Raw genomic sequence first — 24,398 nt, forward strand, 5'->3', positions numbered from 1 at the left:
CCCTTGCCCGGCGCTGGCCCGCGCTCCTAACATCAACACCTCGCGTTGCCCTGGATAAAACGCATGTTGCGGTCTGCGCAACAGGATGGGGGTCGGGATGCGGCTGAGGCACTTGGTCTTCGCGGCGGCGGTGGCACTGGTGGCGGCCTGCGCCCCCGTGCAGTCGGGGCCCGCGGACGCGGGCGGGGACGAGCGGTCGGGGCAGCTGCGGGTGTGGCTGTTCGACGAGGTGAACCGGGACGCGAAGGACGCCGTGGTGCGGGCAGCGGTGGCCGAGTTCGAGGGGTCGCACCCCGGGGTCACCGTGGACGTGCAGTACATCCAGGTGCAGACCAGGGCGGAGCGGTTCAAGGCGGCGTTCAGCGATCCCAAGAGCGCGCCCGACGTCGCCGAGTTCGGCAACACCGACCTCGCCGGGTTCGTCGCGGCGGGCGGGTTCGCCGACGTGAGCGCCGACGTCGCCGGGTGGGCGGAGGGCAAGGACCTGCTGCCGTCCGTGCTGGACACCGCCCGGGTCGACGGGAAGCTGTACGGCGTGCCGTGGTTCGTCGGCGTGCGCGCGCTCTACTACCGCACCGACGTGTTCGCCGAGCTGGGCGTCGAGCCGCCCGCCACGCTCGGCGAGATCGCCCCGCTGGCGCGGAGGATCCGCGCCGCCAAGCCGGACATGCTGGGCATCTCCGTCGGCGGCAAGTACGTCTACGGCGCGCTGCCCTTCGTCTGGGCGAACGGCGGCGACATCGCCAAGCGCGATGGCGCCGCCTTCGTCTCCACTGTGGACAGCGCGGAGGCCAAGGCCGGATGGGCGCAGTACACCGAGTTGCTGAGCGACGACATCTGCCCGCCGCAGGCGTGCGCGGGCAACGGCGGCGACGCCAGCGTGGAGGCGTTCCGCGCGGGCAAGGCCGCGATGACGATCGGCGGCGACTTCAACCGCAAGTCCGTCGACGCCAGCGCCGCGGCGGGCAAGTACGCCGTCGTCCCGCTGCCGGGCACGACCGAGGGCTCCATCGCCCCGGCCTTCGCGGGCGGCAACCTGCTGGGCGTGTTGAGCGGCACCGGGCGGCGCACGCTCGCCGCGGAGTTCGTCCAGGTGCTGGCGGGCAAGAAGTACCAGCGCGAGATGTACGAGGCGATGGGCAACCTGCCGACCTTCGCCGACGTGCAGCGCGAGGTCGCCGAGTCCGACGCGTTCCTCGCGCCGTTCATCGCGACGCTGGAGAACGGCACCCGGTTCGTCCCGGTGACCCCGGCGTGGGCGAAGATCGACGCCCAGGCCGTGCTGCCGACGCTGATCCAGCAGGTGGCGACCGGCGCGCAGGACGTCGACACGGCGGCGGCGGCCGCGGCCGAGGCGATGAACGCCGCCTTCGCCTCGTGAGGGCGGGGCAGGGGCGCGCCGCCTACGCCTACCTCGCCCCGGCCCTGCTGGTCCTGATCGGCCTGCTCGGCTACCCGGTCTACCAACTGGTCCTGATCTCGCTGCACGACTACGGCCAGGAGCAGGTCAGCGGCGGCGCGCCGGTGGAGTTCCTCGGCCTGGGGAACTATCGGGCGCTGCTGGGCGGAGAGCAGTTCTGGACGGTGCTGACGCAGACGGTCGGGTTCGCCGCGGTGTGCGTCGGCGGCACGCTGCTGGTCGGCGCCGCGCTCGCGGTGCTGGCCACGCGCGTGCGGCCGTGGGCGCGGACGGTGCTGTTCCTTGCCGCGCTCGGGGCGTGGGCGACGCCCGCGGTGGCCGGGTCGACGATCTGGCTGTTCCTGTTCGACGCCAACCTCGGGTTCGTCAACGAGGTGCTGGGCACCACCGGGTTCTCCTGGACCTACGGGCGGTGGACGGCGTTCGGGCTGGTCGCCGCGCAGGTGATCTGGTGCTCGTTCCCGTTCGTCATGATCACCCTGTACGCGGGCATCCGGGCGATCCCGGCCGAGGTGCTGGAGGCCGCCGCGCTCGACGGCGCCTCGACGCGGCGGATCGCGCTCAGCGTGATGCTGCCGCTGCTGCGCCCGATCCTGCTGGTGGTGACCATCCAGTCGATCATCTGGGACTTCAAGGTGTTCACGCAGATCTACATCATGACCGGCGGGGGCGGGATCGCGGGCCGCAACCTGGTGCTCAACGTCTACGCCTACCAGCAGGCGTTCGCCGCCAGCGAGTACGGGCTGGGGGCGGCGATCGGCGTGGTGATGACCGCGCTGCTGCTGCTGTTCACCCTGGGGTACCTGCGGGCCCTGCGCCGGTCGGGGGAGGCGCTGTGAGGCGGGGTGTCGCGGACGCGGTGACGGTGGTGATCGCCGCCGTCGTGGCGTTCCCGCTGTACTGGATGGTGCTCACCGCGCTGAAGCCCGACGACGAGGTGATCTCCGCCGAGCCGCGGCCGTGGACCCTGCGGCCGACCCTGGACAGCTTCCTGCGCGCGCTGACCGTGGAGGACTTCGGGCGGTACCTGGCCAACAGCGTGGTGGTCGCCGTCGCGGTGGTGGCGCTGAGCATGGTCATGGCGTTCCTCGCCGCGACCGCGCTGACCCGCTTCCGGTTCCGCGGCCGCACCACGATGCTGATCATGCTGCTGGTCGTGCAGATGGTGCCGGTGGAGGCGCTGACCGTCCCGCTGTTCTTCCTCATGCGCTCGGTCGGCGACTCCGTGCCCGCGCTGGGGCTGAACCACCTGGGGTCGCTGGTGCTGGTGCACCTGGCGTTCAGCCTGCCGTTCGCCATCTGGATGCTGCGCGGGTTCGTGGCGGCGGTCCCGGACGAGTTGGAGGAGGCGGCCACGCTGGACGGCGCGAGCCGGTTCCGGTTCCTCTGGCAGGTGCTGTTCCCCTTGGTGGCCCCCGGCCTGGTCGCGACCAGCGTGCTGTCGTTCATCCACGCGTGGAACGACTTCCTGTTCGCCAAGACGTTCATCATCTCCGACGCGGACAACCAGACGCTCCCGCTGGCGCTGCAGGTGTTCCTCAAGCCGGACCAGAACGACTGGGGCGCGATCATGGCCGGGTCGACGCTGATGACGATCCCGGTGCTGGTGTTCTTCATCCTCGTCCAACGCCATCTGGCAGCGGGCCTGGGCGGCGCGGTGAAGTCGTGAGGATTGTCGGTCGGCGCCGATAGCCTCCCGCCATCCACACAGGAGGAGGAACCATGGGCGCGTCCGGCTGGGACTACTACACCGACTACGACCCCGATCCGCGGGCCGTCCTGGCCCGCCTGCACGAGCGCGTGCTGGCCGAGGGCGACTACTACTGGGCCGACGACGACGTGCCCAGGCCCGCGACGCGCGCGGAGCTGCACTCCTTATACGAGGCGCACGAGCACCTCGCCGAGGAGGGCACCCACTCCATCCTGGACATCGACCGGATCGCGCCCGCCGGGACGCGCGACGACTTCGGCACGATCGTGGCGCTGTCGCCGGAGCGGCTGCGCGCGGCGCTGGGCACCGAGCGGCCCACCCGGGCGCAGTTCGACGCGGTGTACCGGGGCGGCGCGGACCTCCTCGACGACTTCCCGCGCTGGAGCGGCCGGTGCGCCGTCCTCTACGACGACGACGCCCCGGCGCAGATCGTCCTCTGGGGGTACTCCGGCGATTAGCGGCTATCCGCGGACGAGGTCGGCGGTGATCGGGCCGGGGCGGCGGTCGGGGACGAAGCGGTAGCTCAGGCCGGTCGGGGTGGCGGTGATCGTGGTGTGGCCCGCCGTGCGGCAGCGCTCGCTCCGGTCGGCCGGGTCCGGCTCGCGGGTCTCGCGCAGCACGATCGCCTCCTGGGTCGAGCGCTCCAGTTTCAGCGACCCCGTGCAGCCCAGGCCCGGGTAGCTCGCCGTGCCCACGGCCTCGCCGAATCCGCCCTGTCTGATCGTGATCTCGGCGGAGTAGTCCACGGCGCGCGGGTCCTGGGCGCCCATCGGGTCCTGCACGCGCTCGGCCTTCCACGTGCCCACCCAGTCCTTCGGCACGCGGCCGACCTGCTCGGTGCACGGCGACGTGCTCAGCAGGGCGGACATGTCGCGCTTCGGGTACGGGCCGAGGATGCCGCTGTTGTAGCTGATCAGACCCATGTCGCCCCACCAGCCCCGGTAGCCGTACCAGGGCTGCGTCCGCAGGTCGCGCACGTCGGTCCAGGTCGGCCAGCGGATCTGCCTGCGGGTCGAGTCGGTGCCGAGCTGCTGGCCGTCGGTGCGGGAGAAGTCGCCCTCGAACGCGTAGGACGCGTGCGAGCCCTTCGCGGAGAGCACCACGGGACGGCCCTCGTGGGTGTCCAGGCGGTCCCAGACGACCTGGCAGGCGGGCACGTTGTGCTTGGAGAACGCCACGCCGGTCGCGCGGTCGCCGTCGACCTGCACGCCGACGCGCTCCCAGTCGGCCTCGTGCTTGTTGTTGAAGTCGTTGTAGGCGTAGAAGAACCAGTACACGTACACGCCCCGGCCCGGCCGGTCCCCCGGCCAGTACTCCCAGTACACCGGCGCCGTCACCACGCCGTCGACGGGCTTGTTGCCGTCCCGCGCGTCGTCGTCGTCGAGGTCGAGGATGAAGCCCTTGCCGCCGCCTTCCTTAACCACCACGTCGGACCGGTACACGACATCGTCGCGGTGCGGGCAGTCGCGGCTGTCGAGGCGGGCGGCCGGATGGGTGTGCTCGCCGCTGCCCAGCTTGGCCTCGTCCGGGGGCGCGGCGACGAGCTCGGGGTCCCCGCACGGCGCGCCGTGGTCGAACCGCAGGGTCGAGCGGCGCACGAAGTCCGAGGCGTCGGCGGGGAAGTTCGCCTCGTCCCCGTGCAGCCACACCTCCGGGGCGAACCGCTCGGCCATGGCCTGGCTGCCCGGCTCGACGGGGGCCGCGGGCAGCGCCGGGGTCCACAGCCGCTCGACCTCGCTGGCGAGCGGTTTCCGTTCGCCGTCCACAAGGAACAGCCGCCCGTCGCGGTCCAGCTCGACGGACGTGCCGTTCGCCAGGTCGCGGACGGTGGCCAGGTCGCGGTCGTCGGTGCGCGTCCAGTCGACGCCGTCGTAGCGCCATTGCTGGCGCGGGAGCAGGTCCGTGCAGGTCGGCCTGCTCAGCGGAGCGCCGGACTCGCACTTCCAGGTGTGGGCCGTCGTGCGGATCGTGCCGTCCGCTGCCCACCACAGGTCCGACCGGGCGCTGCTCCACGCCGCGTCGCGCACGTCCGGGGACTCCGCGCGCAGCTGCCGGTCGGTGGTGACCACCTGGGGCGCGGGACTGGTCGGGTCGAACCACACGACGGTCGCGGTCCCGGTCCACGCGCTGGTGGTCCCGGTGGCGATGTAGGCGTACACGGGCGCGTCCCGCCAGCCGCGCGGGGTGTACGCGCTGTCGGACGGGCTCCCGATGTCGCCGGTGTTCCCGACGGTGGTGGTGGCGCCCGTGGCGGGGTCGAACACGACGACGTCGCTGATCGGGCGCGCGCCGTCCGCGACGATCCGGAACTGGACCAGGCGCTCGCCCGCGCCGTCGACGGAGAGGAGGCCCCTGGCCCCGCCGAGGTCCGGCCGCACCGTCCCGTCGGGGCGCAGGGTGGCGAGGTCGTAGCGGGCCATCTCGGTGGCGCTGTACCCGCCGATGGCGTAGACCTTCGCGCCCACCACCGCGATGCTGTCGCACTCGCAGCGGGCCGTCGCCATCTCGCCGCTGGTGGTGTCCACCGAGAAGAGGCGGGTCGAGGTGGCCACGAGCAGCCGGGCGGCGTCCGGGGTCCACTCGGCGTCGGTGACGTACTCGTCGGCGGTCAGGTCGACCTCGGCGATGGTGGCGGAGCCGTGGACCACGCGGATGGCGGTGGACGTGGCGTAGGCGAGGACCGGCGGGACCGCCGCCTGCCGGGCGGGGACGGGCTCGGTCCTCGGCGTCGGCGGCGACGTCGTGCACGCCGCCAGGAGCAGTACCGCGATTCCCGCCAACAGCCGCATAGCGCCTCCCCCAGCGATGTCCAGACCGTACGCCCTCTTCGGGAACTTCGCGGCCGTTCGGGCCGACTGGGAGGAACAGGAAACGATGTCTGGGGAGGCAAGGGTGGAACGACGCACGTTCCTGCGGGCTTCGGCCCTGTCCGTCGGCGCGGCGACCGGCGGCGCGCTCACCGCCGAGGCGTCCGGCCCGCTGCGGGTGCAGGTGCTGATGTTCGACGGGGTGGAGGAGCTGGACTTCGTCGCGCCGCTCGAGGTGCTCAGCCTGGCGGGCCAGATGAGCGGCGGGGCGATCACCACGAGGATGGTGACCACGGGCAGGCCGGGCACCGTCACCTGCTCCTACGGCACCCGGGTGGCGGTGCCGGGCCGGTGGTCGCCCGAGGACGCCGACGTGCTCGTGGTGCCCGGCGGCGGCTACACGGACCGGACCGGCCCCGGGGTGCACCGCCTCATCGCCGACCGCGCCTTCCTGCGCGAACTGGCCGCCGCCGACGTCCTGCCGGTGGCCATCTGCACCGGCACGATGGTCCTGTCGGCCGCCGGGATGACCAGGGGCCGCAACGCGACCACCCACTCCGGAGCCAAGGCGGACCTGGCCGCCCAGGGCGCCACGGTGATCAACGCCCGGGTGGTCGACGACGGCGACCTCATCACGGCGGGCGGCATCACCTCCGGCCTGGAACTGGCCCTCTGGCTGATCGAGCGCTTCGTGGGCGCCCGCCTGGCCCAACGCGCGGAAACGGTCCTGGAGTACGAGCGCCGAGGCACGGTCTGGCGCGCATAACCGGCACCGCCGCCGCGACGGGAACCCGCCCGCCGCCCGGGCTGAGGAACCACGACCGACAGGCGCCTGCCCAGAACCCGGCCGCTGGCGGCGGTCCGGGTTCGCGGGGGTCTACCCGGGACCCGACCGCTGGTGCCGGTCCGCGTTCGCGGCGGCAGGCATCTGCCCGGCGGGCACCCGGGACGGCGGCGATCCCGGGAGCGCGGGCGTCAGCGTCTGCCCGGCGGGAACCCGGCGCGGCGGCGGGCGGGGGTGTGGGTGTCAGGCGTCCGGTGTGGCGAAGGTCTGGTGCACGTCGGTGATGTCGCATCCCCGCAGGGCCAGGCCCGTTGGGGGCGGGGCGGCGGGGCGGGGCTTGCCGACCAGCACGACCAGGCAGTCCTCGGTCGCCGCTGAGGCGATGAGCCAGTGGCGGTTGTGGTCGTTCTCGTGCAGCGCGGTCCGCTTCCAGAGCTGCTTGCGGTCCGACTGCCCGCACGGCAAGTGGACGATGTCGGGGGCCGCCAGGGCCAGGCAGGTGCCCGTGCTCTGGTTGACGATCCGGTACGTGTCCGGGCCGTATCCGCCGCGCCACGTCCACAGTTCGGTCGTCCGTCCCTCGCATCTGGCCACGATCACGGCCTCGACGTCCGCCGTGAGGCAGTGGCCCGTGGCCAGGTTCGTCAGCGGCAGGTAGCGCGGTGCCTCGGCGGGCTGCCCGGCTGGCCGGACGTCGGGCGAGGTGGTCTCGGGCGAGGTGGTCTCGGCCGATGTGGTTGTGGCCGAGGTGGGTGCGGCTGAGGTGGGGCCGGTCGCGGTCGGGAGGGAGGTGGTCTCCCCCGCCGTGGGGGCGGTCGGGTGGTCGTCCCGGTCCCAGGCGGCCACGACCGCGAGCGCGGCCAGGACGATCGCGGCCATCGCGGTGGCGAACCACCGGCCCCCGCCCGACCGCGCGACGACGTGGATCTCCTTGGCCGAGCCGACCTGCACCACGGCGCCCTCCACGGCGCCGGACACCGTGTTGGACACGCCGCTGGCGGCCGCGTCGTCCGGGCGGTCCGGTGGCACGCGATCATCATGGCACGCCGGGGGAAGGAGACGGGGCCGGTGGGCCAGGGCGTCGGCATGGTCGCGGTCACCGACGTGGACGACACCTCCCGCCCCGGCCGGCGGGGCTGCCGTGCTCGCGGCGGTCACCTTCGCCAACGGGGGCGACAACATCGGCGCGCCGCCGTCGGGACCGACGGGCCGGTGGTGTTCACGGCGGTCTTCCTCGTCCTGGCCGGGGTCTGATCAGAGCCGTGCGGGCACGTCGGGGAACGAGCCGTCGCCGAAGAGGACGCGGGCGGCGGCGGACCGTCCGGGAGGCGTGCGCAGCAGGGTGAACGCCGCCTCGGCCGCGGCCGGTCCCCGGACCAGGGAGAGGGCGTCGCGCAGCAGGAGGCGGACGCGGAAGCGGGCGCGCAGCGCGGCGCCGTCGTAGTGCCGCAGGACGTCGGCGTCGCCCGTGCGGAGGTAGTCGCCGGTGACGGTGGCGGCGAGCTCGGCCATGCGCAGGCACGGGTCGAGGCCGCCCGCGGTCAGCGGGGACACCGCGCCCGCCGCGTCGCCGACGAGCAGGCCGTCGGGGCAGGCTATGCGGCGCAGGACGCCGCCGACCGGGATCGGTCCGCCTCGGCGGCGCACCGGTCCGGCGGGCTCGGGCAGGTCCGGGAATCCGGCGCGGAACGCGCGCAGCAGCTTCGGTAGCGGCGCGGATAGGCGCTCGGGCAGTCCGGCGAGGCCGACGTGCGCGTGGTGTCCGTCGTCGACGACCCAGGCGAGGTAGCCGGGGGCGAGGCGTGGGTCCACGACGCAGTGGAACGTCGGCGTCCCCCCTCCCCCGACCGGGTACACCTCCTCCGCCCCGATGAGCAGCCGCCGGTTGGTGTCGAGCCCGAGCCTGCGCGCCACCGTCGACCGCGCGCCGTCCGCGCCGATGGTGAACCGGCCCGTGACCTCAGTGGACGGGTACGCGACCCCGAGCCGCACCCGCGCACCCGCCGCCGTGGCCTCGGCGAGCGCGTGCGCGTACATCCCCTCCATGTCAGCGACCCTGAACTCGTCCCGCTCACTCACCACCTCGACCGGCCCCCGCAGCGAGGGCGGATACAACACGACCCGCCGCACGGCAGGCCCGAGATGCCGGTCCGGCACGGCGAAGTCCACCAACGTCCGCCGCACGAAGATGCCGGTGGTCCTGATCCCCACCCCCAGATCCCCGCGCCGCTCGCACACCACGACGTCGAACCCCTGCTCCGCAAGCGACCGCGCCGTCCGCAACCCCGCCAACCCAGCCCCCACGACAACCACGTCCACCATCTCCATGACGCCCGAACGTATTGCCCCACCCCAGCCCGCGCCGCCCGCCGCACAACACCTTCACAGCCCTTCCACCGCACCCGCGCAGGACCGCGGCGGGACCTAAGATCCTCCCGATGACGTCTCCCGATCCCCTGGACGCCGTCACCGTCACCCCGAAGACCGGCGACGAGCCCTTCACCCGCGCGGGCCGCCCGCTCGACGGCGCGCGGCTGCGCGGCTTCTGGAGCTGGTCGTGCTCGGACCTCATCGGCAACGCCATGCGCGGCGTCCTCGCCGAGTACATCGTCGGCTTGGCGCTGGGCTGCGTCGACGGCGGCACGCGCCGGGAGTGGGACGCCGCCGACCTGGTCACGGGCACCGGCCTGCGGGTGGAGGTCAAGTCAGCGGCCTATGTGCAGAGCTGGAAGCAGACCCGGCTGTCGACCATCGCCTTCGACATCCGGCCCACGGTCGGCTGGGACTTCGCCACCAACACCTACGCGACCGAACGCAAGCGTCAGGCCGATGTCTACGTGTTCTGCGTCTTCACCCCCACCGACAAGGCGACCGCCGATCCGCTCGACGTCGACCAGTGGGACTTCTACGTCATGTCCACCGATCGGCTGAACGTGGTGGCCGGGGGGCAGAAGTCGATCTCGCTGGCGGGTCTGCTGCGGCACCGGCCCGTCCGGTGCTCGTTCGATGGGTTGGCGGGGTGTGTTGGCGACGTGGGGTGATCGGGTGGGTCGTTCCCGTGCTGTTCCCCGGTCCTTCCGTTTCCCGGCGGACACCCGTCATCTCGGCGTAGTGTCGGCCCGTGCGTTGTGGCAGACCTTGCGTGACACCACGACCGGATCGTGTGGCCAAGCTCGCTTTTTGTAGGTTCTCTACAACTGACGGGCTCCGGCATGCTCGACGTGGGCCATTGGTGTACCGGTCGGTAACCGAGCAGGGTCTTCGCAGGTGCAGGCGACGTCCGCAGGACCCGGGCGTCGCCTTCTGTGCGTGGGTACTTGGGAGGACCAGCCGGTGTTCAGTCGTGTCGCCATCGTCAACCGCGGAGAGGCCGCGATGCGGCTCATCCACGCCGTGCGGGACCTCTCGGCTGAGGCCGGGACGCGGATCGAGACGGTCGCGCTCTACACCGACGCCGACCGCGGCGCGACCTTCGTCCGGGAGGCGGACATCGCCTACCCGCTGGGCCCCGCCTCGGCCCGCCCGTACCTCGACCACGCGGTGCTCGAACGGGCGCTGATCGAGTCCGGCGCCGACGCCGCCTGGGTCGGCTGGGGGTTCGTCGCCGAGGACCCGGCGTTCGCCGAGCTGTGCGAGAAGATCGGCGTGACGTTCGTCGGGCCGAGCGCCGACGCGATGCGCAGGCTCGGCGACAAGATCGGCGCGAAGCTGATCGCCGAGGAGGTCGGCGTCCCGGTCGCGCCGTGGAGCCGGGGCGAGGTCGCCACCCTCGATGACGCGCTGCGCGCGGGCGACGAGATCGGCTACCCGCTGATGCTCAAGGCGACCGCGGGCGGCGGCGGGCGCGGCATCCGCATGGTCGCCTCCCGCGATGACCTGACCGAGGCCTACGAGCGCACCAGCCAGGAGGCCCTGCGCGCCTTCGGCTCCGGCGTGGTCTTCCTCGAGCGCCTGGTGACCGGCGCGCGGCACGTCGAGGTGCAGGTCATCGCCGACGGCCAGGGCACGGCGTGGGCGCTGGGCGTGCGCGACTGCTCGGTGCAGCGGCGCAACCAGAAGATCATCGAGGAGTCGGCGTCGCCGGTGCTCTCCGCGGAGCAGACCGCCGAGCTGAAGGCGTCGGCCGAGCGGCTGGCGCTGGCCGTGGACTACCGGGGCGCGGGCACCGTGGAGTTCCTGTACCACCCGGGCGAGCGGATGTTCGCCTTCCTGGAGGTCAACACCCGCCTGCAGGTCGAGCACCCGATCACCGAGATCACCACCGGCACCGACCTGGTCAAGCTGCAGCTGCACGTCGCCTACGGCGGCAGGCTGGAGGGCGCGCAGCCCGCCGAGCTCGGCCACGCCGTCGAGGCCCGGCTCAACGCCGAGGACCCCGACCGCGACTTCGCGCCCGCGCCCGGCCGCATCGCCCGGCTGGCGCTGCCCGCCGGTCCGGGCATCCGGGTGGACACCGGCGTCAGCGAGGGCGACACCATCCCGGCCGACTTCGACTCGATGATCGCCAAGATCATCGCCTACGGCCGCGACCGCGCCGAGGCGCTGGGCAGGCTGCGCCGCGCCATGGCCGAGACCACCGTCATCATCGAGGGCGGCGCGACCAACAAGAGCTTCGTGCTCGACCTGCTCGACCAGCCCGAGGTCATCGACGCGACCGCCGACACCGGCTGGATCGACCGCGTCCGGGCCCAGGGCCGCCTGACCGCCCACCGGCACTCCGCCGTCGCGCTGGTCGCCGCCGCGATCGAGGCGTACCAGGACGAGGAGGAGGTCAACCGCCAGCGGCTGCTGTCCACCGCGCACGGCGGGCGCCCGCAGGTGCGCCACGAGAGCGGCCGCCCGCTGGACCTCAAGCTGCGCGGCGTCGGCTACCGCGTGCGGGTCGCCAGGATCGGCCAGCAGCGCTTCCGCGTCGGCGTCTCCTGCGGCGGGGACGAGCACGCCGCCGACGTCGAGATCGAGCGCTTCGACGCCCACAGCGGCCTGATCACCGTCAACGGCCGCCGCTTCCGGCTGGTGTCGGCCACGCACGGCCCGATCCACCTCGTCGAGGTCGACGGCGTCACCCACCGGATCAGCCGCGACGAGGGCGGCGTCGTGCGCTCCCCCGCGCCCGCGCTGGTCGTGGCGACCCCGCTGGCCGTGGGCGACGAGGTCGACGCGGGCGCGCCGATCATCGTGCTGGAGAGCATGAAGATGGAGACGGTGCTGCGCGCGCCATTCCGCGCCCGGGTCCGCGAGTGCCCGGTGTCGGTGGGCAGCCAGGTGGAGACCGGCGCCCCGCTGATGCGCCTGGAGCCGCTCGCCGACGGCGGCGCGGCCGCCGACGCCGCCGTCGAGACCGCCGAGATCGACCTGCCCGCCGAGCCCACCGGCGTGTCCGCGGCCGACCGGGTGCGCGCGGGCCTGCGCGACCTGCGCAGCCTGCTGCTCGGCTTCGACGTCGACCCCGACGACCGCGACCGGGTGCTGGCCGACTACCTGGCAGCGCGCGCCGAGCTGGGCGGGCGGCCGATCGAGGGCGAGCTCGACCTGCTCGGCGTGTTCGCCGACCTGTCGGAGCTGAGCCGCAACAAGCCGGGCAGCGAGCTCGACGTCGTGCCCGGCAGCCCGGTGCACAGCCCGCGCGAGTACTTCCACAGCTACCTGCAGAGCCTCGACGTCGAGCGGGCGGGCCTGCCCGAGGGCTTCCAGGCGAAGCTGCGCCAGGTGCTCGGCCACTACGGCGTCGCCGACCTCGACCGCACGCCCGAGCTGGAGGCCGCGGTCTTCCGGATCTTCCTGGCGCAGCAGCGGATGGCGACCGACGTCGCGGTCGTCTCCGAGCTGCTGCGGCAGTGGCTGGCGGGCTCGCCGCCGGCGGAGTCGCTGAGCGAGCGCGTCGGCCTGGCGCTGGAGCGGCTGGTCGAGGCCACCCAGGTGCGCTTCCCCGCAGTGTCGGACCTGGCCCGCGGCGTGGTGTTCCGCTGGTTCGCCCAGCCGCTGCTGCGCCGCAACCGCGCCGAGGTCTACGCCGCCGTGCGCGACGGGCTGCGCTACCTCGACCGCAACCCCGACGCCCCGGACCGCGCCGAGCGGATCCAGGCCATGGTGGCCAGCTCCGAGCCGCTGGTGCGGCTGCTCGGCCAGCGGATCGGGCGGCCCGGCCGCGACCACGCGCCGCTGCTGGAGGTGCTGACCCGCCGCTACTACGGCAACCGCGGGCTGTCGGACGTCGCCGCGCGGGAGATCGGCGGCTGCCGGTTCGTCACCGCCGAGCACGCGGGCCCCGACGGCGCGCGCCGCGTGGTCACCACCGCGGTCGACATCGCGTCGCTGCCCGCCGCCCTCGGCGCGGTGGGCGCGGTCGCCGCCGACGTCCCCGACGGCGCCCTGGTCGCCGACCTCTACGTCACGTGGGAGGGCCAGCCGGACGCCGACGGGATGGCCGAGCGGCTCGGCGCGCAGTTGGCCGAGCACGCGCTGCCCCCGGGCGTCCGCCGGATCACCACCACGGTCGCGGGCACCAGCGGCGCGGTGATGCACCACCACTTCACGTTCCGGCCCGACGGCGCGGGCTTCGCAGAGGACCGGCTGATCCGCGGCCTGCACCCGCAGATCGCGCAGCGCCTTCAGCTGCAGCGGCTGCGCGAGTTCGACCTCACCCGGCTGCCGTCGGCGGACGAGGAGATCTACCTGTTCAAGGCCGTCGCCCGCAGCAACCCGGCCGACGAGCGGCTGTTCGCGATGAGCCAGGTCCGCGACCTGACGCCGCTGCGCGAGGCCGACGGCAGGCTGGTCGCGCTGCCCGCGGTGGAGGACACCTTCGCCGGGTGCCTCGACGCGATCCGCAACATCCAGGCGCGGCGGCCGCAGAACCGGCGGTTCGACACCAACCGGATCATGATGTACGTCTGGCCCGCCACGGACGTGACCCGCGACGAGCTGAACACCCTGGTCCAGCGCATCCTGCCGACGACGGTGGGCGCCGGGCTGGAGGAGGTGCAGTTCCTGGCCCGCCAGCGCACCGAGACCGGCGAGCTGACCGAGGTCGCCGCGCGGATCACGCTGACCCCGGGGCACGGCGCCCGGCTGGACGTGGGCGAGCCGTCGACGGAGCCGGTGGAGCCGCTGGACGACTACCGCCAGAAGGTGCTGCGCGCCGCCCAGCGCGGCAACGTCTACCCCTACGAGCTGACCGGCCTGCTCGCCGGGCCCGACGGCGGCTTCGTCGAGCACGACCTCGACGAGCACGGCGTGCTCGTGCCGGTGGACCGGCCCAAGGGCCGCAACACCGCGGCGATCATCGCGGGCGTGGTCACGACCCCGACCGAGCGCCACCCCGAGGGCGTCACGCGGGTGGTGCTGCTCGGCGACCCGACGAAGGCGCTCGGCGCGCTGTCGGAGCCGGAGTGCTCGCGGGTGATCGCCGCGCTCGACCTGGCCGAGCGGATGGGCGTGCCGCTGGAGTGGTTCGCGCTGTCGGCAGGCGCGAAGATCTCGATGTCCTCGGGCACCGAGAACATGGACTGGGTGGCCGCGGCGCTGAAGCGGATCGTCACGTTCACCCAGGACGGCGGCGAGATCAACATCGTGGTCGCGGGGATCAACGTCGGCGCCCAGCCGTACTGGAACGCCGAGGCGACGATGCTCATGCACACCAAGGGCGTGCTGGTGATGACGCCGGACTCGGCGATGGTGCTCACCGGCAAGCAGTCGCTGGACTTCTCCGGCGGCGTGTCCGCGGAGGACAACTTCGGCATCGGCGGCTACGACCGGGTGATGGGCCCCAACGGCCAGGCGCAGTACTGGGCGCCGAACCTGTCCGCGGCCCGCGACATCCTGATGGCGCACTACGACCACACCTACGTCGTGCCCGGGGAGAAGGCGCCGAGGAGGGCGGTCACCACCGACCCGGCCGACCGCGACATCTCCGGCTTCCCGCACGCCGTGGTGGACAGCGACTTCACCACCGTCGGGCAGATCTTCTCCGCCGAGCACAACCCGGACCGCAAGAAGCCGTTCGACATCCGCACGGTGATGCGCGCGCTGTCCGACCAGGACCACCCGGTGCTGGAGCGCTGGGCGGGCATGGCCGACGCGCACACCTCGGCCGTGCAGGACGTCCACATCGGCGGGTGGCCGGTCTGCCTGGTCGGCATCGAGTCGCGCGCGGTGCCGCGCCGCGGCTTCCCGCCCACCGACGGCCCGGACACCTACACCGCGGGCACGCTGTTCCCGCAGTCGTCGAAGAAGACGGCGCGGGCGATCAACTCCGCCTCCGGCAACCGGCCGCTGGTCGTGCTGGCGAACCTGTCGGGCTTCGACGGCTCGCCGGAGTCGATGCGCAAGCTGCAGCTGGAGTACGGCGCGGAGATCGGCCGCGCGATCGTCAACTTCCAGGGCCCGATCGTGTTCTGCGTGATCTCGCGCTACCACGGCGGCGCGTTCGTGGTGTTCTCCAAGGCGCTCAACCCCAACATGACGGTGTTGGCGCTGGAGGGCTCCTTCGCCTCGGTGCTGGGCGGCGCCCCGGCCGCGGCCGTGGTGTTCTCCAGCGAGGTGAACAACCGCACCGCGACCGACCCGAGGGTGACCGACCTCAAGGCCAGGGTCGCCGCGGCCAGCGGGGTCGAGCGCGCGTCGCTGACCGCGCAGCTCGCCGAGGTCCAGTCCGCCGTCCGCGCGGAGAAGCTCGGCGAGGTCGCCGCGGAGTTCGACCGCGTGCACAGCATCCAGCGCGCGGTCGAGGTCGGCTCGGTCGACGCGATCATCACCGCGGCCGAGCTGCGGCCGAGGGTCATCGCCGCGATCGAGGAGGGCATGCGGGCCTGACGCCCCGGCCGGGGAAGGGGTCGCACGGCCCCTCCCCCGGTTAGGGTCGCGGTCATGGAGCCGCTGGTACCGCGCTATGGGAACGGCACGCTGGCCGACGTCCTGCCCTCGCTGTTGGCCGGGATGGACGTGCCGGGCACGGCGGACACGCTCGGCATCGCCGGTCCGACCCGGGTCTGCCTGCTGCTCGTCGACGGCCTGGGCAGGCGGCTGCTCGACGACCACGCCGAGGACGCGCCGTTCCTGGCGTCGCTGGGCGCCGACCGGATCACCGCGGGCTTCCCCGCGACCACGGCCACCAGCATCGCCTCCCTGGCGACCGGCGAGCCGAGCGGCGGGCACGGCATCGTCGGCTACTCCTTCGCCGTCGACGGGCCCGACGGGGAGGAACTGCTCAACACCCTGCGCTGGCACCGGCACGGCGAGAACGGCGACCTGCGGGCGGTGCTCGTGCCCGAGGAGGTCCAGCCGCACCCGACGGCCTTCGAGCGGGCCGAGGCCGCCGGGGTGCGCGTCCGGTTCGTGGCCCCGCGCGACCACCGCGGCAGCGGGCTGACCCGGGCCGTGCTGCGCGGCGGGGAGTTCCACGGCGTCCACGCGCTGGGCGACCTGGTCAGCCGCGCCTCCGCGGCGCTGCGGGAGCCCGGTCGGGCGCTCTGCTACGCCTACCACGCGGACCTCGACGCGCTCGGGCACGTCTACGGGCCCGGCAGCGAGCCGTGGCGGTGCCAGTTGGTGTTCGTGGACCGGCTCGCCGCCGCGCTCGCGGAGGCCCTGCCCCCGGACGCCGCGCTGATGGTGACCGCCGACCACGGCATGGTGGAGATCGACGACCCCGTGGACTTCGACACCGCCGAGGACCTGCGGGACGGCGTGCGGCTGCTCGGCGGGGAGGTCCGCGTCCGCCACGTCTACACCGAGCCCGGGGCGTTGGACGACGTGCGGGCGCGGTGGTCGGGCGTGCTCGGCGACCGCGCCTGGGTCGCGACCCGGGACGAGGCGATCGCGCGCGGCTGGTTCGGGCCGCGGGTCGAGGACCGGGTGCGGCCGAGGATCGGCGATGTCGTCGTGGCCGCGCGCGGCGGGCTCGGCGTGGTGCGGTCGGCGGCCGAGCGGTGGTTGAGCGCGCTGCCGGGGCAGCACGGCTCGCTGACCGCCGAGGAGCAGTTCGTCCCGCTGCTCGTGGTCCGGCGCTAGACGTCCTCGACCGTCATGTCGACCCGCAGCCGCCGGACGGCGGGGCGAAGCCGGTTGGTGAAGAACTCCGCCGACGCCTCGGCCTCCACCTCGACCACCAGCGTCGGGTGGACCGGCAGGTACTCGGTGCGCGACCGGCCGAAGCCGCCGCCGGACGCCAGCTCGGCGCGCTCGCCGGTGACCGCGACGTGCCTGCCCACCTCGTCGCGCAGGGGCGTGGGCAGCGGCAGCGACAGCCCGATGCCCCGCAGGCCGCCGTCGTCGTCGCGGCGGGCGAGCACCACCTCCTCGGGGCGGCTCGGGCGGCCGGTGACGCCGATGACGACCGCGTCCAGCACGGCGGTGTGGCGGACCTTGACCCAGTCGCCGGTCCGGCCCGCCCGGTACGGCCGGTCCGCCGCCTTCACTACCACGCCCTCGATCCCGATCCGCGCGCCCGCCGGGTCCATCCAGCGGCGGATCGCGGCGGCGCGGTCGTCGGTCGCGGGCATCAGCTGCAAGGGCGGGTCGATGGCGGCCATGACGTCCGTCAGCCTGCGCCTGCGGTCCAGGTAGGGCCGGGGCCGCCAGTCGCGGTCGGCGTCGGCGAGGATGTCGAAGACGACGAAGTACACGGCCACGCCCGCGCCCGCGCGGGACCGCGGGGCCGAGGTCAGCGCGGAGAAGTCCAGCCTGCCCTCGCGCAGCGCCACCAGCTCGCCGTCGAGCACCAGGTCGCCGAGCCCGCGACCGGCGGCCACGATCTCGGGGAAGCGGGCGGCGAGGTCGTTGTCGCGGCGCGACTGGACGAAACCGGACGCGGTGAACAGCAGGGCCCGCCAGCCGTCGAACTTCGGCTCGAACCGCCACCCCGGCCCGGCGGCCGGGACCCGGCGCTGCGGTCGGGCCAGCGCCAACTCCACCGGCGGTACGAGCACGCCCGCGCTCCCTGCTCCCCTCACCGGGGAGCCTAACCAGCGGACGCGGAAGATCGCATGTCCTCGCAGGTCAAGCATGATCCGTTGAGGACAGTCGAGGAAGAGGACGGCCGCAGTGGACTGTCCCGACGGGACGCGCCGCGACGGTCGCACCGTCCGAATCGGATGGTTCGGGCGGTGCGACCGGCGGGCGGCGTGGTCGGGCCTTGCTCGCCGAACCCCGTGGTGAACGTCATCGGTGTCGGCCCGGTTGACCGGGGACTCGACCGAGACTGTTCGCAGGCCGTGACGGCCAGGAGAGCATCAAGACGAGCGGTCGCCCGGCTCGCGCCGGTACTCCCGCGCCTGCCCGTCAGAAACCGGACAGGAGTGGCTGGCACTTCCATGGAGGCGATGCGCCAACACTGTCGATGCTACCCCCTCCGGGCCCGGTTGAGCGGAAAAGATGCGAGGGCGCGTGGGCGTCCTGCGAGGCGTACGGTGAGGCTGTCGCCCCGGCCGTCGCCGGGGGCGATGCACGCGGCCCACTGTCGAGTGAAAGGCCGGACGGATGTCGCCAGACCTCACCCCCGAGTGCCCCGCGTGCCCGCACCCGCTGAGCGCCCACGACGCCACCGCCCGGCGGTTCTGCGCGGCGATGGCCGCGAGCGGCCGCACCCGTCGCTGCCTGTGCTCGGGCGAGTCGGCGGGCATGACCTACAGCAACTCGACCAGGGCTCCCATCAGCGGAGACGCCGATCGCGAGCGCTGAACCGCCGCCCGCGTCGCGCGCCTCCCCGTGTGCCATGGGAGACTTCCCGCGGCCCGGGGGAACGAATCGGAGGCGTGCCGGGTTGTACGGGGTGGTCGCGGAGTTTTGTGTTCGTGTTCATCACGCTCGCGGAAACGATGTTGCGGGCGTCACTTTCTTTGCCTTGCAGGACAAGCTGGAGAAGTCGCCGTCTGAGACCCCCGACCGAGGGCCGCGTCCGCGGCCCGCATCCAGCCCCAAGCAAGGAGCAAATGCATGACCCAGGGAACCGTGAAGTGGTTCAACGCCGAGAAGGGCTTCGGCTTCATCTCCCACGAGGGCGGCCCGGACGTGTTCGTCCACTACTCCGAGATCGACGGCTACGGCTTCCGCAGCCTGGAGGACAACCAGCGCGTCGAGTTCGAGATCACCCAGGGCCCCAAGGGCCCGCAGGCGACCGGCGTCCGCGCCGTCTGATCCGCACGCCTCCCGCTGCCCCTCACCCGTTCCGGGTCGAGGGGCAGCGGTCTGCGCGCACCCGTTCGTGAGGCGGACTAGGCCGACCGTCCCAACACCACCGCGTTGTCGCTCGGCGCCGGGCTGTCCTCAGCCGGGGCGTCAGCGGCTGCCTGCCGGAGCGTGGTGACGGCTGCCATCACCGGCCTCTCCTCGCTGGGCGCTGCCGCGCCGTCACGCGGGACCCCGACGGCAGGCGCCTTGGTGGTCACGGCCTCGGCATCCCCCTGCGGAACCGAAGGCGAAGTCTCCCCATCGGCGGCGGGGGGATCGTCGTGGAGGAGGGGGACCGCGGCGGCCAGGAGGCGGTGGGCGGCCTGGATGCTCTCGGCGATGCGGGCGCGGTGGGCGCGGAGTTCGTCGACCTGGCGGCGGGCGGCGGTGATCCGGCGCTCGGCCTCGGCGGTCGCGTCGGCGACGATGCGGGACGCGCGCTCACGGGCCGCGGTTTCCTCTTTGGACAGTGTCGCCATCGCCTCGGCCCTGCGGGCGGCCATGGCCGTCTCGAAGTCGGACTGGACCTGCTCGCGGAGGGCGGCGGCGCGTTCGTCGAGGTCGCGCCTGCGGTGTTCGGCGGCGCGGGTCATGGTCGCGATGCGGTCGTGGGCCTGGCGGAGGAGGGCGCGGTGTTCGGTCTCCAGGTCGCGGCGGCGGGTCTCGAGGTCGGCCAGCAGGCGCTCGGTGCGCTCGCGGGCGCGGGCGGCGGCCTGCTCGGCGGCCGCCCAGTGCTGCTCGGCCGCCGACTGGGCGCGGCCGGTGATCTCGGCGGCCTGCTCGTGGGCGAGGTCCACCATCCGGCGCAGGCGCTCGGGCAGGGTCGCCGGGTCCACCGGCGTCCTGGACAGCCGGTCGACGCGGGCGCGCAGGTCGCGCACCTCCGCGCGGGCCTGGTCGAGCAGCCGCGCCAGGTCGTCGGCGCGGGCGGCGGCGGCGTCCCGGTCGGCGGCGAGCAGCCGCAGCTCGACCTCGGTCTCCTCGACGTAGCGCCGGACCTGGCCGGGGTCGCAGCCGCGCCACACCAGGTCGAAGTCGGTGCGCAGCGGAACAAGTTCGGACCGAGTGTCCACCGCGGTCACGACGGCATCCCTCCTGTCATCGTCATGGGGTCCCGGGATCTTTGTTAGCACTCTCGCCCGCAGAGTGCCAATCCGCCGTCAGGGTTCGCCGAGCCGCTCCCGCAGTTCGGCGACCTCGCCCCGGGCGGCCGCCAGCAGGTCCTCCAGCTCGATGATGCGCGTGGTCGCCGCCAGCGAGTGGCCCTCGTCGAACAGCACCCGCACGCGCGCGACCAGTTCGAGCTGCCTGCGGGTGTAGCGGCGGTGCCCGCCGTCCGAGCGCACCGGGCGCACCAGGTCCGCGGTGTCGAGGCTGCGCAGGAACGCCTGCCGCACGCCGAGCAGACCGGCGGCCTGCCCGATGGTGTAGGCCGGGTAGTCGAGGTCGTCCAGGTCGTCGAGCGGCACGGCGGCTCCAGGCGCTTGACAGAACTTGCAGTCGTGGCTATAAGAAATATAGATCGGTCAGTGACCTGGTGATAGTGGCCCGGGAGTGATCGACATGCCAGGTGCCGACGTGCGCACGGCGGACTTCGCCGACCTGGTCCTCGCCGACCAGGACTGGCTCGACGCCGAGTTCGCCGCGATCATCGCCGCCAACTTCCCCACCGCCCCGGTACCCTCCGCCGCGCGCCCCGCGCCGCGCCCCGCCGTCCCCGCGCGCACGTCCCGCCCACGTCCTGCCCGGGTGCCCCACCGGATCGATCCGCACCAGCGCTCCCCTCCGCGACGACAGCCGACCACGCCGAACACCAGAAGGAGGTGAGGTCCACACCGGACGGCGCCCACGCGCGACCAGCGCCGCCGTCCCGGCATTCCCCTGTCGACGGATTCCCGTCCGCCGCGGCCTCTCCGGGCCGCGGCGGACTCAGCATGCAGACCCCACCCTCGGAGATTCGACTTCCCGAGGACTCCACCCACTGCGGACCCGACACGCGGCGGATTCGACTCGGGCCGGACTCGGCTCGTGGCGGACTGCGGCGGCCTCAGCCTGCCGAGGACGCGAGCTGCGCGGCACTCGACCCGCGCGGCACTCGGCCTGGGGCGACTGAGCCCGTAGCGGCTCGGCCCGCCGGGGGACGGCTGTGTTCGGCCGTCCCCCGGCTGGGCTCAGGAGTCGAGCAGGGCGTGCATCTCGGTGATCTCCGCCTGCTGGGCGTCGATGATCTGCTGGGCGAGGGCCTTGGCCTCGGCGTTGCCGCCCTCGGCTAGCTCGGTCCTGGCCATCTCGACCGCGCCCTCGTGGTGTTCGATCATCATCTCCAGCCAGCGCCGGTCGAAATCGGCGTTCTTGGCGTCTTCGAGCCGCGTCATGTCCTCGGCGCTCATCATGCCGGGGCCGTGGCCCTCGTGGCCGCCTGCCGCGGTGGGGGCGCCCCATGCCGCGAGCCACTGGGTCATGGTCCGGATCTCCGGGGCCTGCGCCTGCTCGACGCGCTCGGCCAGGCTCAGCACCTCCGGGGTGGTGGTGCGGCCCTCGACCAGCGCGGCCATCTCGACGGCCTGCTCGTGGTGGGGGATCATGCCCTGCGCGAAGGCGATGTCGGCAGCGTTGTGGTCGGCGGCCGCGCTCGTCGGGGTGGTCGGGGGCGGGGTGGTGGAGCCGTTGTCCGCGCCCGCGCACCCGGCGAGCAGAACACCCGCGGCCACCATGGCCGCGGCGAACGTCGTGGTCTTCATTTGTCCTTCTGTCCTGTCGGTGTGGATTCGGCGGTGACGAGACCGCCGATCTACAGCCGGAGGACGCAGACGGAATGCAGGGTCGCTCTGCCGCCGGGCAACACCGGCGACGGCGGGGCCACGGGGACGGCGACGGACCGGGGAGGCGCGCGGCCGCGCGAAGCCCGCCTGAGCCGCCAGCCGACGAGCGCGGTGACCAGGACGAGCATCCCCAGCAGGATCGCCAGGCACAGGTGCAGCAGGCCGTGGTCGCCAGCGGGCTCGGAGTCGACCGGACAGCAGTCATGGGACGCCGACGCGGCAGAGCCGTGATGGGCGGGCCCGGCGGGATCGGTGGAGGCCAGGTGGTGCATGGACAGCACCGCGAACACCAGCGCGCAGGCGAGCAGCCAGCGCGGGATGGCGTTCGGGCCGACCATGCGCGCGATCGTACCGACGCGCGGGCCCGCGCCCCCGAGGGGACGCGGGCCCGCGGTCGGGGGGATCACGCCGCCGTCGCCTCGGGCCTGATGCCGCGGAAGCCGCGCAGTCGCAGGCTGTTCGTCACCACGAACACCGAGCTGAACGCCATCGCCGCGCCCGCGAGCATCGGGTTGAGCAGCCCGGCCGCGGCCAGCGGCAGGGCGGCGACGTTGTAGGCGAAGGCCCAGAACAGGTTGCCCTTGATCGTGGCCAGCGTCCGCCGCGAGAGCCGGATGGCGTCGACGGCGGCGAGCAGGTCGCCGCGCACCAGGGTCAGGTCGGCCGCCTCGATGGCGGCGTCGGTGCCGGTGCCCATGGCCAGGCCGAGGTCGGCCTGGGCGAGCGCGGCGGCGTCGTTCACGCCGTCGCCGACCATGGCCACCACCCGGCCGTCGGCCTGCAGTCGCTTGACCGCGTCGACCTTGTCCTCGGGCAGGACCTCGGCGATCACCTCGGAAATGCCCACCTCAGCGGCGACCGACCTGGCCACGGCCTCGTTGTCGCCGGTCAGCAGGACCGGGGTCAGCCCGAGGGCCCGCAGCTCGCGGATGGCCTCGGCCGAGGTCGGCTTGACCGTGTCGGCGACGACCAGGACCGCGCGGGCCCGCCCGTCCCAGCCGACGGCCACGGCGGTCCGGCCGCGCTGTTCCGCTGCCGCCTTCGCCTCGGCGAGGTCGGCGGGCAGGTGCTGGGACCACTGCTCCAGCAGTGCCGTGCGGCCCACGATCACGCCGTGCCCGTCCACCACGCCCTGGACGCCGAGGCCCTCGACGTTGCCGAAGTCCGCCACCGAGGGCAGCTCGCCGACCTCCTCGCGGGCGCCGCGGGCGACGGCCTGGGCGATCGGGTGCTCGGAGGCGTCCTCCACCGCACCGGCCAGGCGCAGCGCCTCGGCCCGGTCGACGCCCTCGGCGACGTGGACCTCGACCAGCGACATCTGGCCGGTGGTGACCGTGCCGGTCTTGTCCAGCACCACGGTGTCGACGCGGCGGGTGGACTCCAGGACCTCGGGGCCCTTGATCAGCACGCCCAGCTGGGCGCCCCGGCCGGTGCCGACCAGCAGCGCGGTCGGCGTGGCCAGACCCAGCGCGCACGGGCAGGCGATGATCAGCACCGCGACCGCGGCGGTGAAAGCCGCCGCCACGCTGCCGCCCGCGCCCAGCCAGAACGCCAGCGTCCCGGCGGCCAGCGCGATCACGATCGGCACGAAGACGCCCGACACGCGGTCGGCAAGCCGCTGGACCTCGGCCTTGCCGGTCTGCGCGTCCTCGACCAGCTTGGCCATCCGCGCCAGCTGAGTGTCGGAGCCGACCCGGGTGGCGCGGACGACGAGCCTGCCGCCCGCGTTCACCGTGGCCCCGACGACCTCGCTGCCCGGCCCGACCTCGACCGGCACGGACTCGCCGGTCAGCATGCTCGCGTCGACCGCGGACGACCCGTCCTCGACGACGCCGTCCGTGGCGATCTTCTCGCCGGGACGCACCACGAACCGGTCCCCCACGGCCAACCGGTCGACCGGGATCCGCGTCTCGCGGCCGTCGCGCAGCACGGCGACGTCCTTCGCGCCCAGTTCCAGCAGCGCCCGCAGGGCCGCGCCCGCCCGGCGCTTGGAGCGGGCCTCGAAGTAGCGCCCGGCCAGGATGAACGTGGTCACCCCGGCGGCGACCTCCAGGTAGATGTTGGCCTCGCCGCTCATCCGTTGGATGGTCAGCTCGAACGGGTGCGTCATCCCCGGCTCGCCCGCGGTTCCCCACAGCAGCGCGTAGAGCGACCACAGGAACGCCGCGATGGTGCCCATCGAGATCAGCGTGTCCATGGTGGCCGCGCCGTGCCGGAGGTTGGCCCACGCCGCCTTGTGGAACGGCCACGCCGCCCACACGATCACCGGCCCGGCCAGGGCCAGCGAGATCCACTGCCAGTAGGTGAACTGCAGCGCCGGGACCATCGCCATCGCGATGACCGGCGCCGACAGCACGGCCGACCCGATCAGCCGCTGCCGCAGCGAGCGGGTGGCGTCCTCCTCTTCGGCGGGCGCCTCGGGCTCACCCGACGCGGGCGGCTTCGGCAGGGCGGCCGCGTAGCCCGCGGCCTCGACCTGCTCGACCAGCGTGGCCGGGTCCATGTCGGCCGGGAAGACGACCTTGGCCTTCTCCGTGGCGTAGTTGACGCTGGCGGTGACGCCGTCCAGCTTGTTCAGCTTGCGCTCGATGCGGTTGGCGCAGGAGGCGCACGTCATCCCGCTGATGGCGAGTTCGACCTCGCCGGTGGCGGCGGGCAGCGCCCGGGTGTCCGATGTCATGGCGTC

At 73.6% G+C, this 24,398-nt stretch carries 20 protein-coding genes; 11 read left to right on the forward strand and 9 right to left on the reverse strand.

All coding sequences use genetic code 11. The features are described 5' to 3' along the window. Positions 1 to 97: 97 nt before the first annotated feature. Genes IEY98_RS15545 through IEY98_RS15560 form a run of 4 tightly spaced genes read left to right on the forward strand, consistent with a single transcriptional unit; the run spans position 98 to position 3,589 of the window. The gene (locus IEY98_RS15545; RefSeq protein ID WP_189211136.1) at positions 98 to 1,381 is read left to right on the forward strand and encodes an extracellular solute-binding protein; all 1,284 of its coding nucleotides are present in this window, start codon (positions 98 to 100) and stop codon (positions 1,379 to 1,381) included. Continuing rightward, entirely contained in the window at positions 1,378 to 2,259 is an 882-nt protein-coding gene (locus IEY98_RS15550; RefSeq protein WP_189211137.1) for a carbohydrate ABC transporter permease, read from the forward strand. Before IEY98_RS15545 ends, IEY98_RS15550 begins: the two co-directional genes overlap by 4 nt. Further along, positions 2,256 to 3,089 (forward strand): carbohydrate ABC transporter permease, encoded by an 834-nt coding sequence (locus tag IEY98_RS15555; protein ID WP_189211138.1) that lies wholly within the window; start codon positions 2,256 to 2,258, stop codon positions 3,087 to 3,089. The genes IEY98_RS15550 and IEY98_RS15555 overlap by 4 nt, the downstream gene beginning before the upstream one ends. 53 nt (positions 3,090 to 3,142) lie before the next feature. Continuing rightward, the gene (locus tag IEY98_RS15560; protein WP_189211139.1) at positions 3,143 to 3,589 is read left to right on the forward strand and encodes a hypothetical protein; all 447 of its coding nucleotides are present in this window, start codon (positions 3,143 to 3,145) and stop codon (positions 3,587 to 3,589) included. A gap of 3 nt (positions 3,590 to 3,592) precedes the next feature. Here IEY98_RS15560 and IEY98_RS15565 read toward each other — a convergent pair whose 3' ends face one another. After that, the gene (locus tag IEY98_RS15565; protein WP_189211140.1) at positions 3,593 to 5,920 is read right to left on the reverse strand and encodes a hypothetical protein; all 2,328 of its coding nucleotides are present in this window, start codon (positions 5,918 to 5,920) and stop codon (positions 3,593 to 3,595) included. Positions 5,921 to 6,023: 103 nt separating this feature from the next. Here IEY98_RS15565 and IEY98_RS15570 point away from each other — a divergent pair, with 103 nt between their 5' ends. Then, positions 6,024 to 6,704 carry a DJ-1/PfpI family protein gene (locus tag IEY98_RS15570; protein WP_229786939.1) on the forward strand — a complete coding sequence of 227 codons (681 nt, stop codon included), beginning with the start codon at positions 6,024 to 6,026 and terminating at the stop codon, positions 6,702 to 6,704. Positions 6,705 to 6,965: 261 nt separating this feature from the next. On the opposite strand, the gene IEY98_RS15575 is transcribed toward IEY98_RS15570, so the two are convergent. Then, positions 6,966 to 7,751 carry an RICIN domain-containing protein gene (locus IEY98_RS15575; RefSeq protein WP_189211142.1) on the reverse strand — a complete coding sequence of 262 codons (786 nt, stop codon included), beginning with the start codon at positions 7,749 to 7,751 and terminating at the stop codon, positions 6,966 to 6,968. A 225-nt stretch (positions 7,752 to 7,976) separates the two neighbouring features. Beyond that, positions 7,977 to 9,050 carry an FAD-dependent oxidoreductase gene (locus IEY98_RS15580; RefSeq protein ID WP_189211143.1) on the reverse strand — a complete coding sequence of 358 codons (1,074 nt, stop codon included), beginning with the start codon at positions 9,048 to 9,050 and terminating at the stop codon, positions 7,977 to 7,979. 110 nt (positions 9,051 to 9,160) lie between these two features. On the opposite strand from IEY98_RS15580, the gene IEY98_RS15585 reads away from it, so the two are divergent. The 3 genes from IEY98_RS15585 to IEY98_RS15595 all read left to right on the forward strand — a co-directional run bounded on the left by IEY98_RS15585 (position 9,161) and on the right by IEY98_RS15595 (position 16,733). Continuing rightward, a complete protein-coding gene (locus IEY98_RS15585; RefSeq protein WP_189211144.1) occupies positions 9,161 to 9,763 on the forward strand; it encodes a hypothetical protein in 603 nt (200 codons plus the stop codon). 292 nt (positions 9,764 to 10,055) lie between these two features. After that, the gene (locus tag IEY98_RS15590; protein ID WP_189211145.1) at positions 10,056 to 15,536 is read left to right on the forward strand and encodes an ATP-binding protein; all 5,481 of its coding nucleotides are present in this window, start codon (positions 10,056 to 10,058) and stop codon (positions 15,534 to 15,536) included. A 54-nt stretch (positions 15,537 to 15,590) separates the two neighbouring features. Further along, on the forward strand, positions 15,591 to 16,733 hold the full coding sequence (locus IEY98_RS15595; RefSeq protein WP_189211146.1) for an alkaline phosphatase family protein: 1,143 nt from the start codon (positions 15,591 to 15,593) through the stop codon (positions 16,731 to 16,733). On the opposite strand, the gene IEY98_RS15600 is transcribed toward IEY98_RS15595, so the two are convergent. Continuing rightward, a complete protein-coding gene (locus tag IEY98_RS15600) occupies positions 16,730 to 17,650 on the reverse strand; it encodes an ATP-dependent DNA ligase (RefSeq protein WP_189211147.1) in 921 nt (306 codons plus the stop codon). The two genes, IEY98_RS15595 and IEY98_RS15600, sit on opposite strands and share 4 nt — an antisense overlap. Before the next feature lie 550 nt (positions 17,651 to 18,200). On the opposite strand from IEY98_RS15600, the gene IEY98_RS15605 reads away from it, so the two are divergent. Further along, positions 18,201 to 18,401, forward strand: coding sequence for an RGCVC family protein (locus tag IEY98_RS15605; RefSeq protein WP_189211894.1), 201 nt, complete (start codon positions 18,201 to 18,203; stop codon positions 18,399 to 18,401). 255 nt (positions 18,402 to 18,656) lie between these two features. Then, positions 18,657 to 18,857, forward strand: coding sequence for a cold-shock protein (locus IEY98_RS15610; protein WP_189211148.1), 201 nt, complete (start codon positions 18,657 to 18,659; stop codon positions 18,855 to 18,857). A gap of 77 nt (positions 18,858 to 18,934) precedes the next feature. On the opposite strand, the gene IEY98_RS15615 is transcribed toward IEY98_RS15610, so the two are convergent. Both IEY98_RS15615 and IEY98_RS15620 read right to left on the reverse strand, forming a co-directional pair. Continuing rightward, on the reverse strand, positions 18,935 to 19,972 hold the full coding sequence (locus tag IEY98_RS15615) for a cellulose-binding protein (protein ID WP_189211149.1): 1,038 nt from the start codon (positions 19,970 to 19,972) through the stop codon (positions 18,935 to 18,937). A gap of 78 nt (positions 19,973 to 20,050) precedes the next feature. Beyond that, the gene (locus tag IEY98_RS15620) at positions 20,051 to 20,359 is read right to left on the reverse strand and encodes a MerR family transcriptional regulator (protein ID WP_189211150.1); all 309 of its coding nucleotides are present in this window, start codon (positions 20,357 to 20,359) and stop codon (positions 20,051 to 20,053) included. Between the two features lie 94 nt (positions 20,360 to 20,453). Here IEY98_RS15620 and IEY98_RS15625 point away from each other — a divergent pair, with 94 nt between their 5' ends. Then, the gene (locus tag IEY98_RS15625; protein ID WP_189211151.1) at positions 20,454 to 20,717 is read left to right on the forward strand and encodes a hypothetical protein; all 264 of its coding nucleotides are present in this window, start codon (positions 20,454 to 20,456) and stop codon (positions 20,715 to 20,717) included. Positions 20,718 to 21,061: 344 nt separating this feature from the next. Here the strand turns inward: IEY98_RS15625 and IEY98_RS15630 are convergent, their stop codons facing one another. From IEY98_RS15630 to IEY98_RS15640, 3 genes are all read right to left on the reverse strand, one after another. Continuing rightward, a complete protein-coding gene (locus IEY98_RS15630) occupies positions 21,062 to 21,631 on the reverse strand; it encodes a DUF305 domain-containing protein (protein WP_189211152.1) in 570 nt (189 codons plus the stop codon). A 50-nt stretch (positions 21,632 to 21,681) separates the two neighbouring features. Then, a complete protein-coding gene (locus tag IEY98_RS15635) occupies positions 21,682 to 22,050 on the reverse strand; it encodes a hypothetical protein (RefSeq protein ID WP_189211153.1) in 369 nt (122 codons plus the stop codon). 65 nt (positions 22,051 to 22,115) lie between these two features. After that, complete coding sequence (locus tag IEY98_RS15640; RefSeq protein WP_189211154.1) at positions 22,116 to 24,392, reverse strand: heavy metal translocating P-type ATPase; 2,277 nt, start codon at positions 24,390 to 24,392, stop codon at positions 22,116 to 22,118. Positions 24,393 to 24,398 lie beyond the last annotated feature (6 nt).

The sequence above is a fragment of the Actinokineospora fastidiosa genome (assembly GCF_014648415.1).
GTDB lineage: Bacteria > Actinomycetota > Actinomycetes > Mycobacteriales > Pseudonocardiaceae > Actinokineospora > Actinokineospora fastidiosa.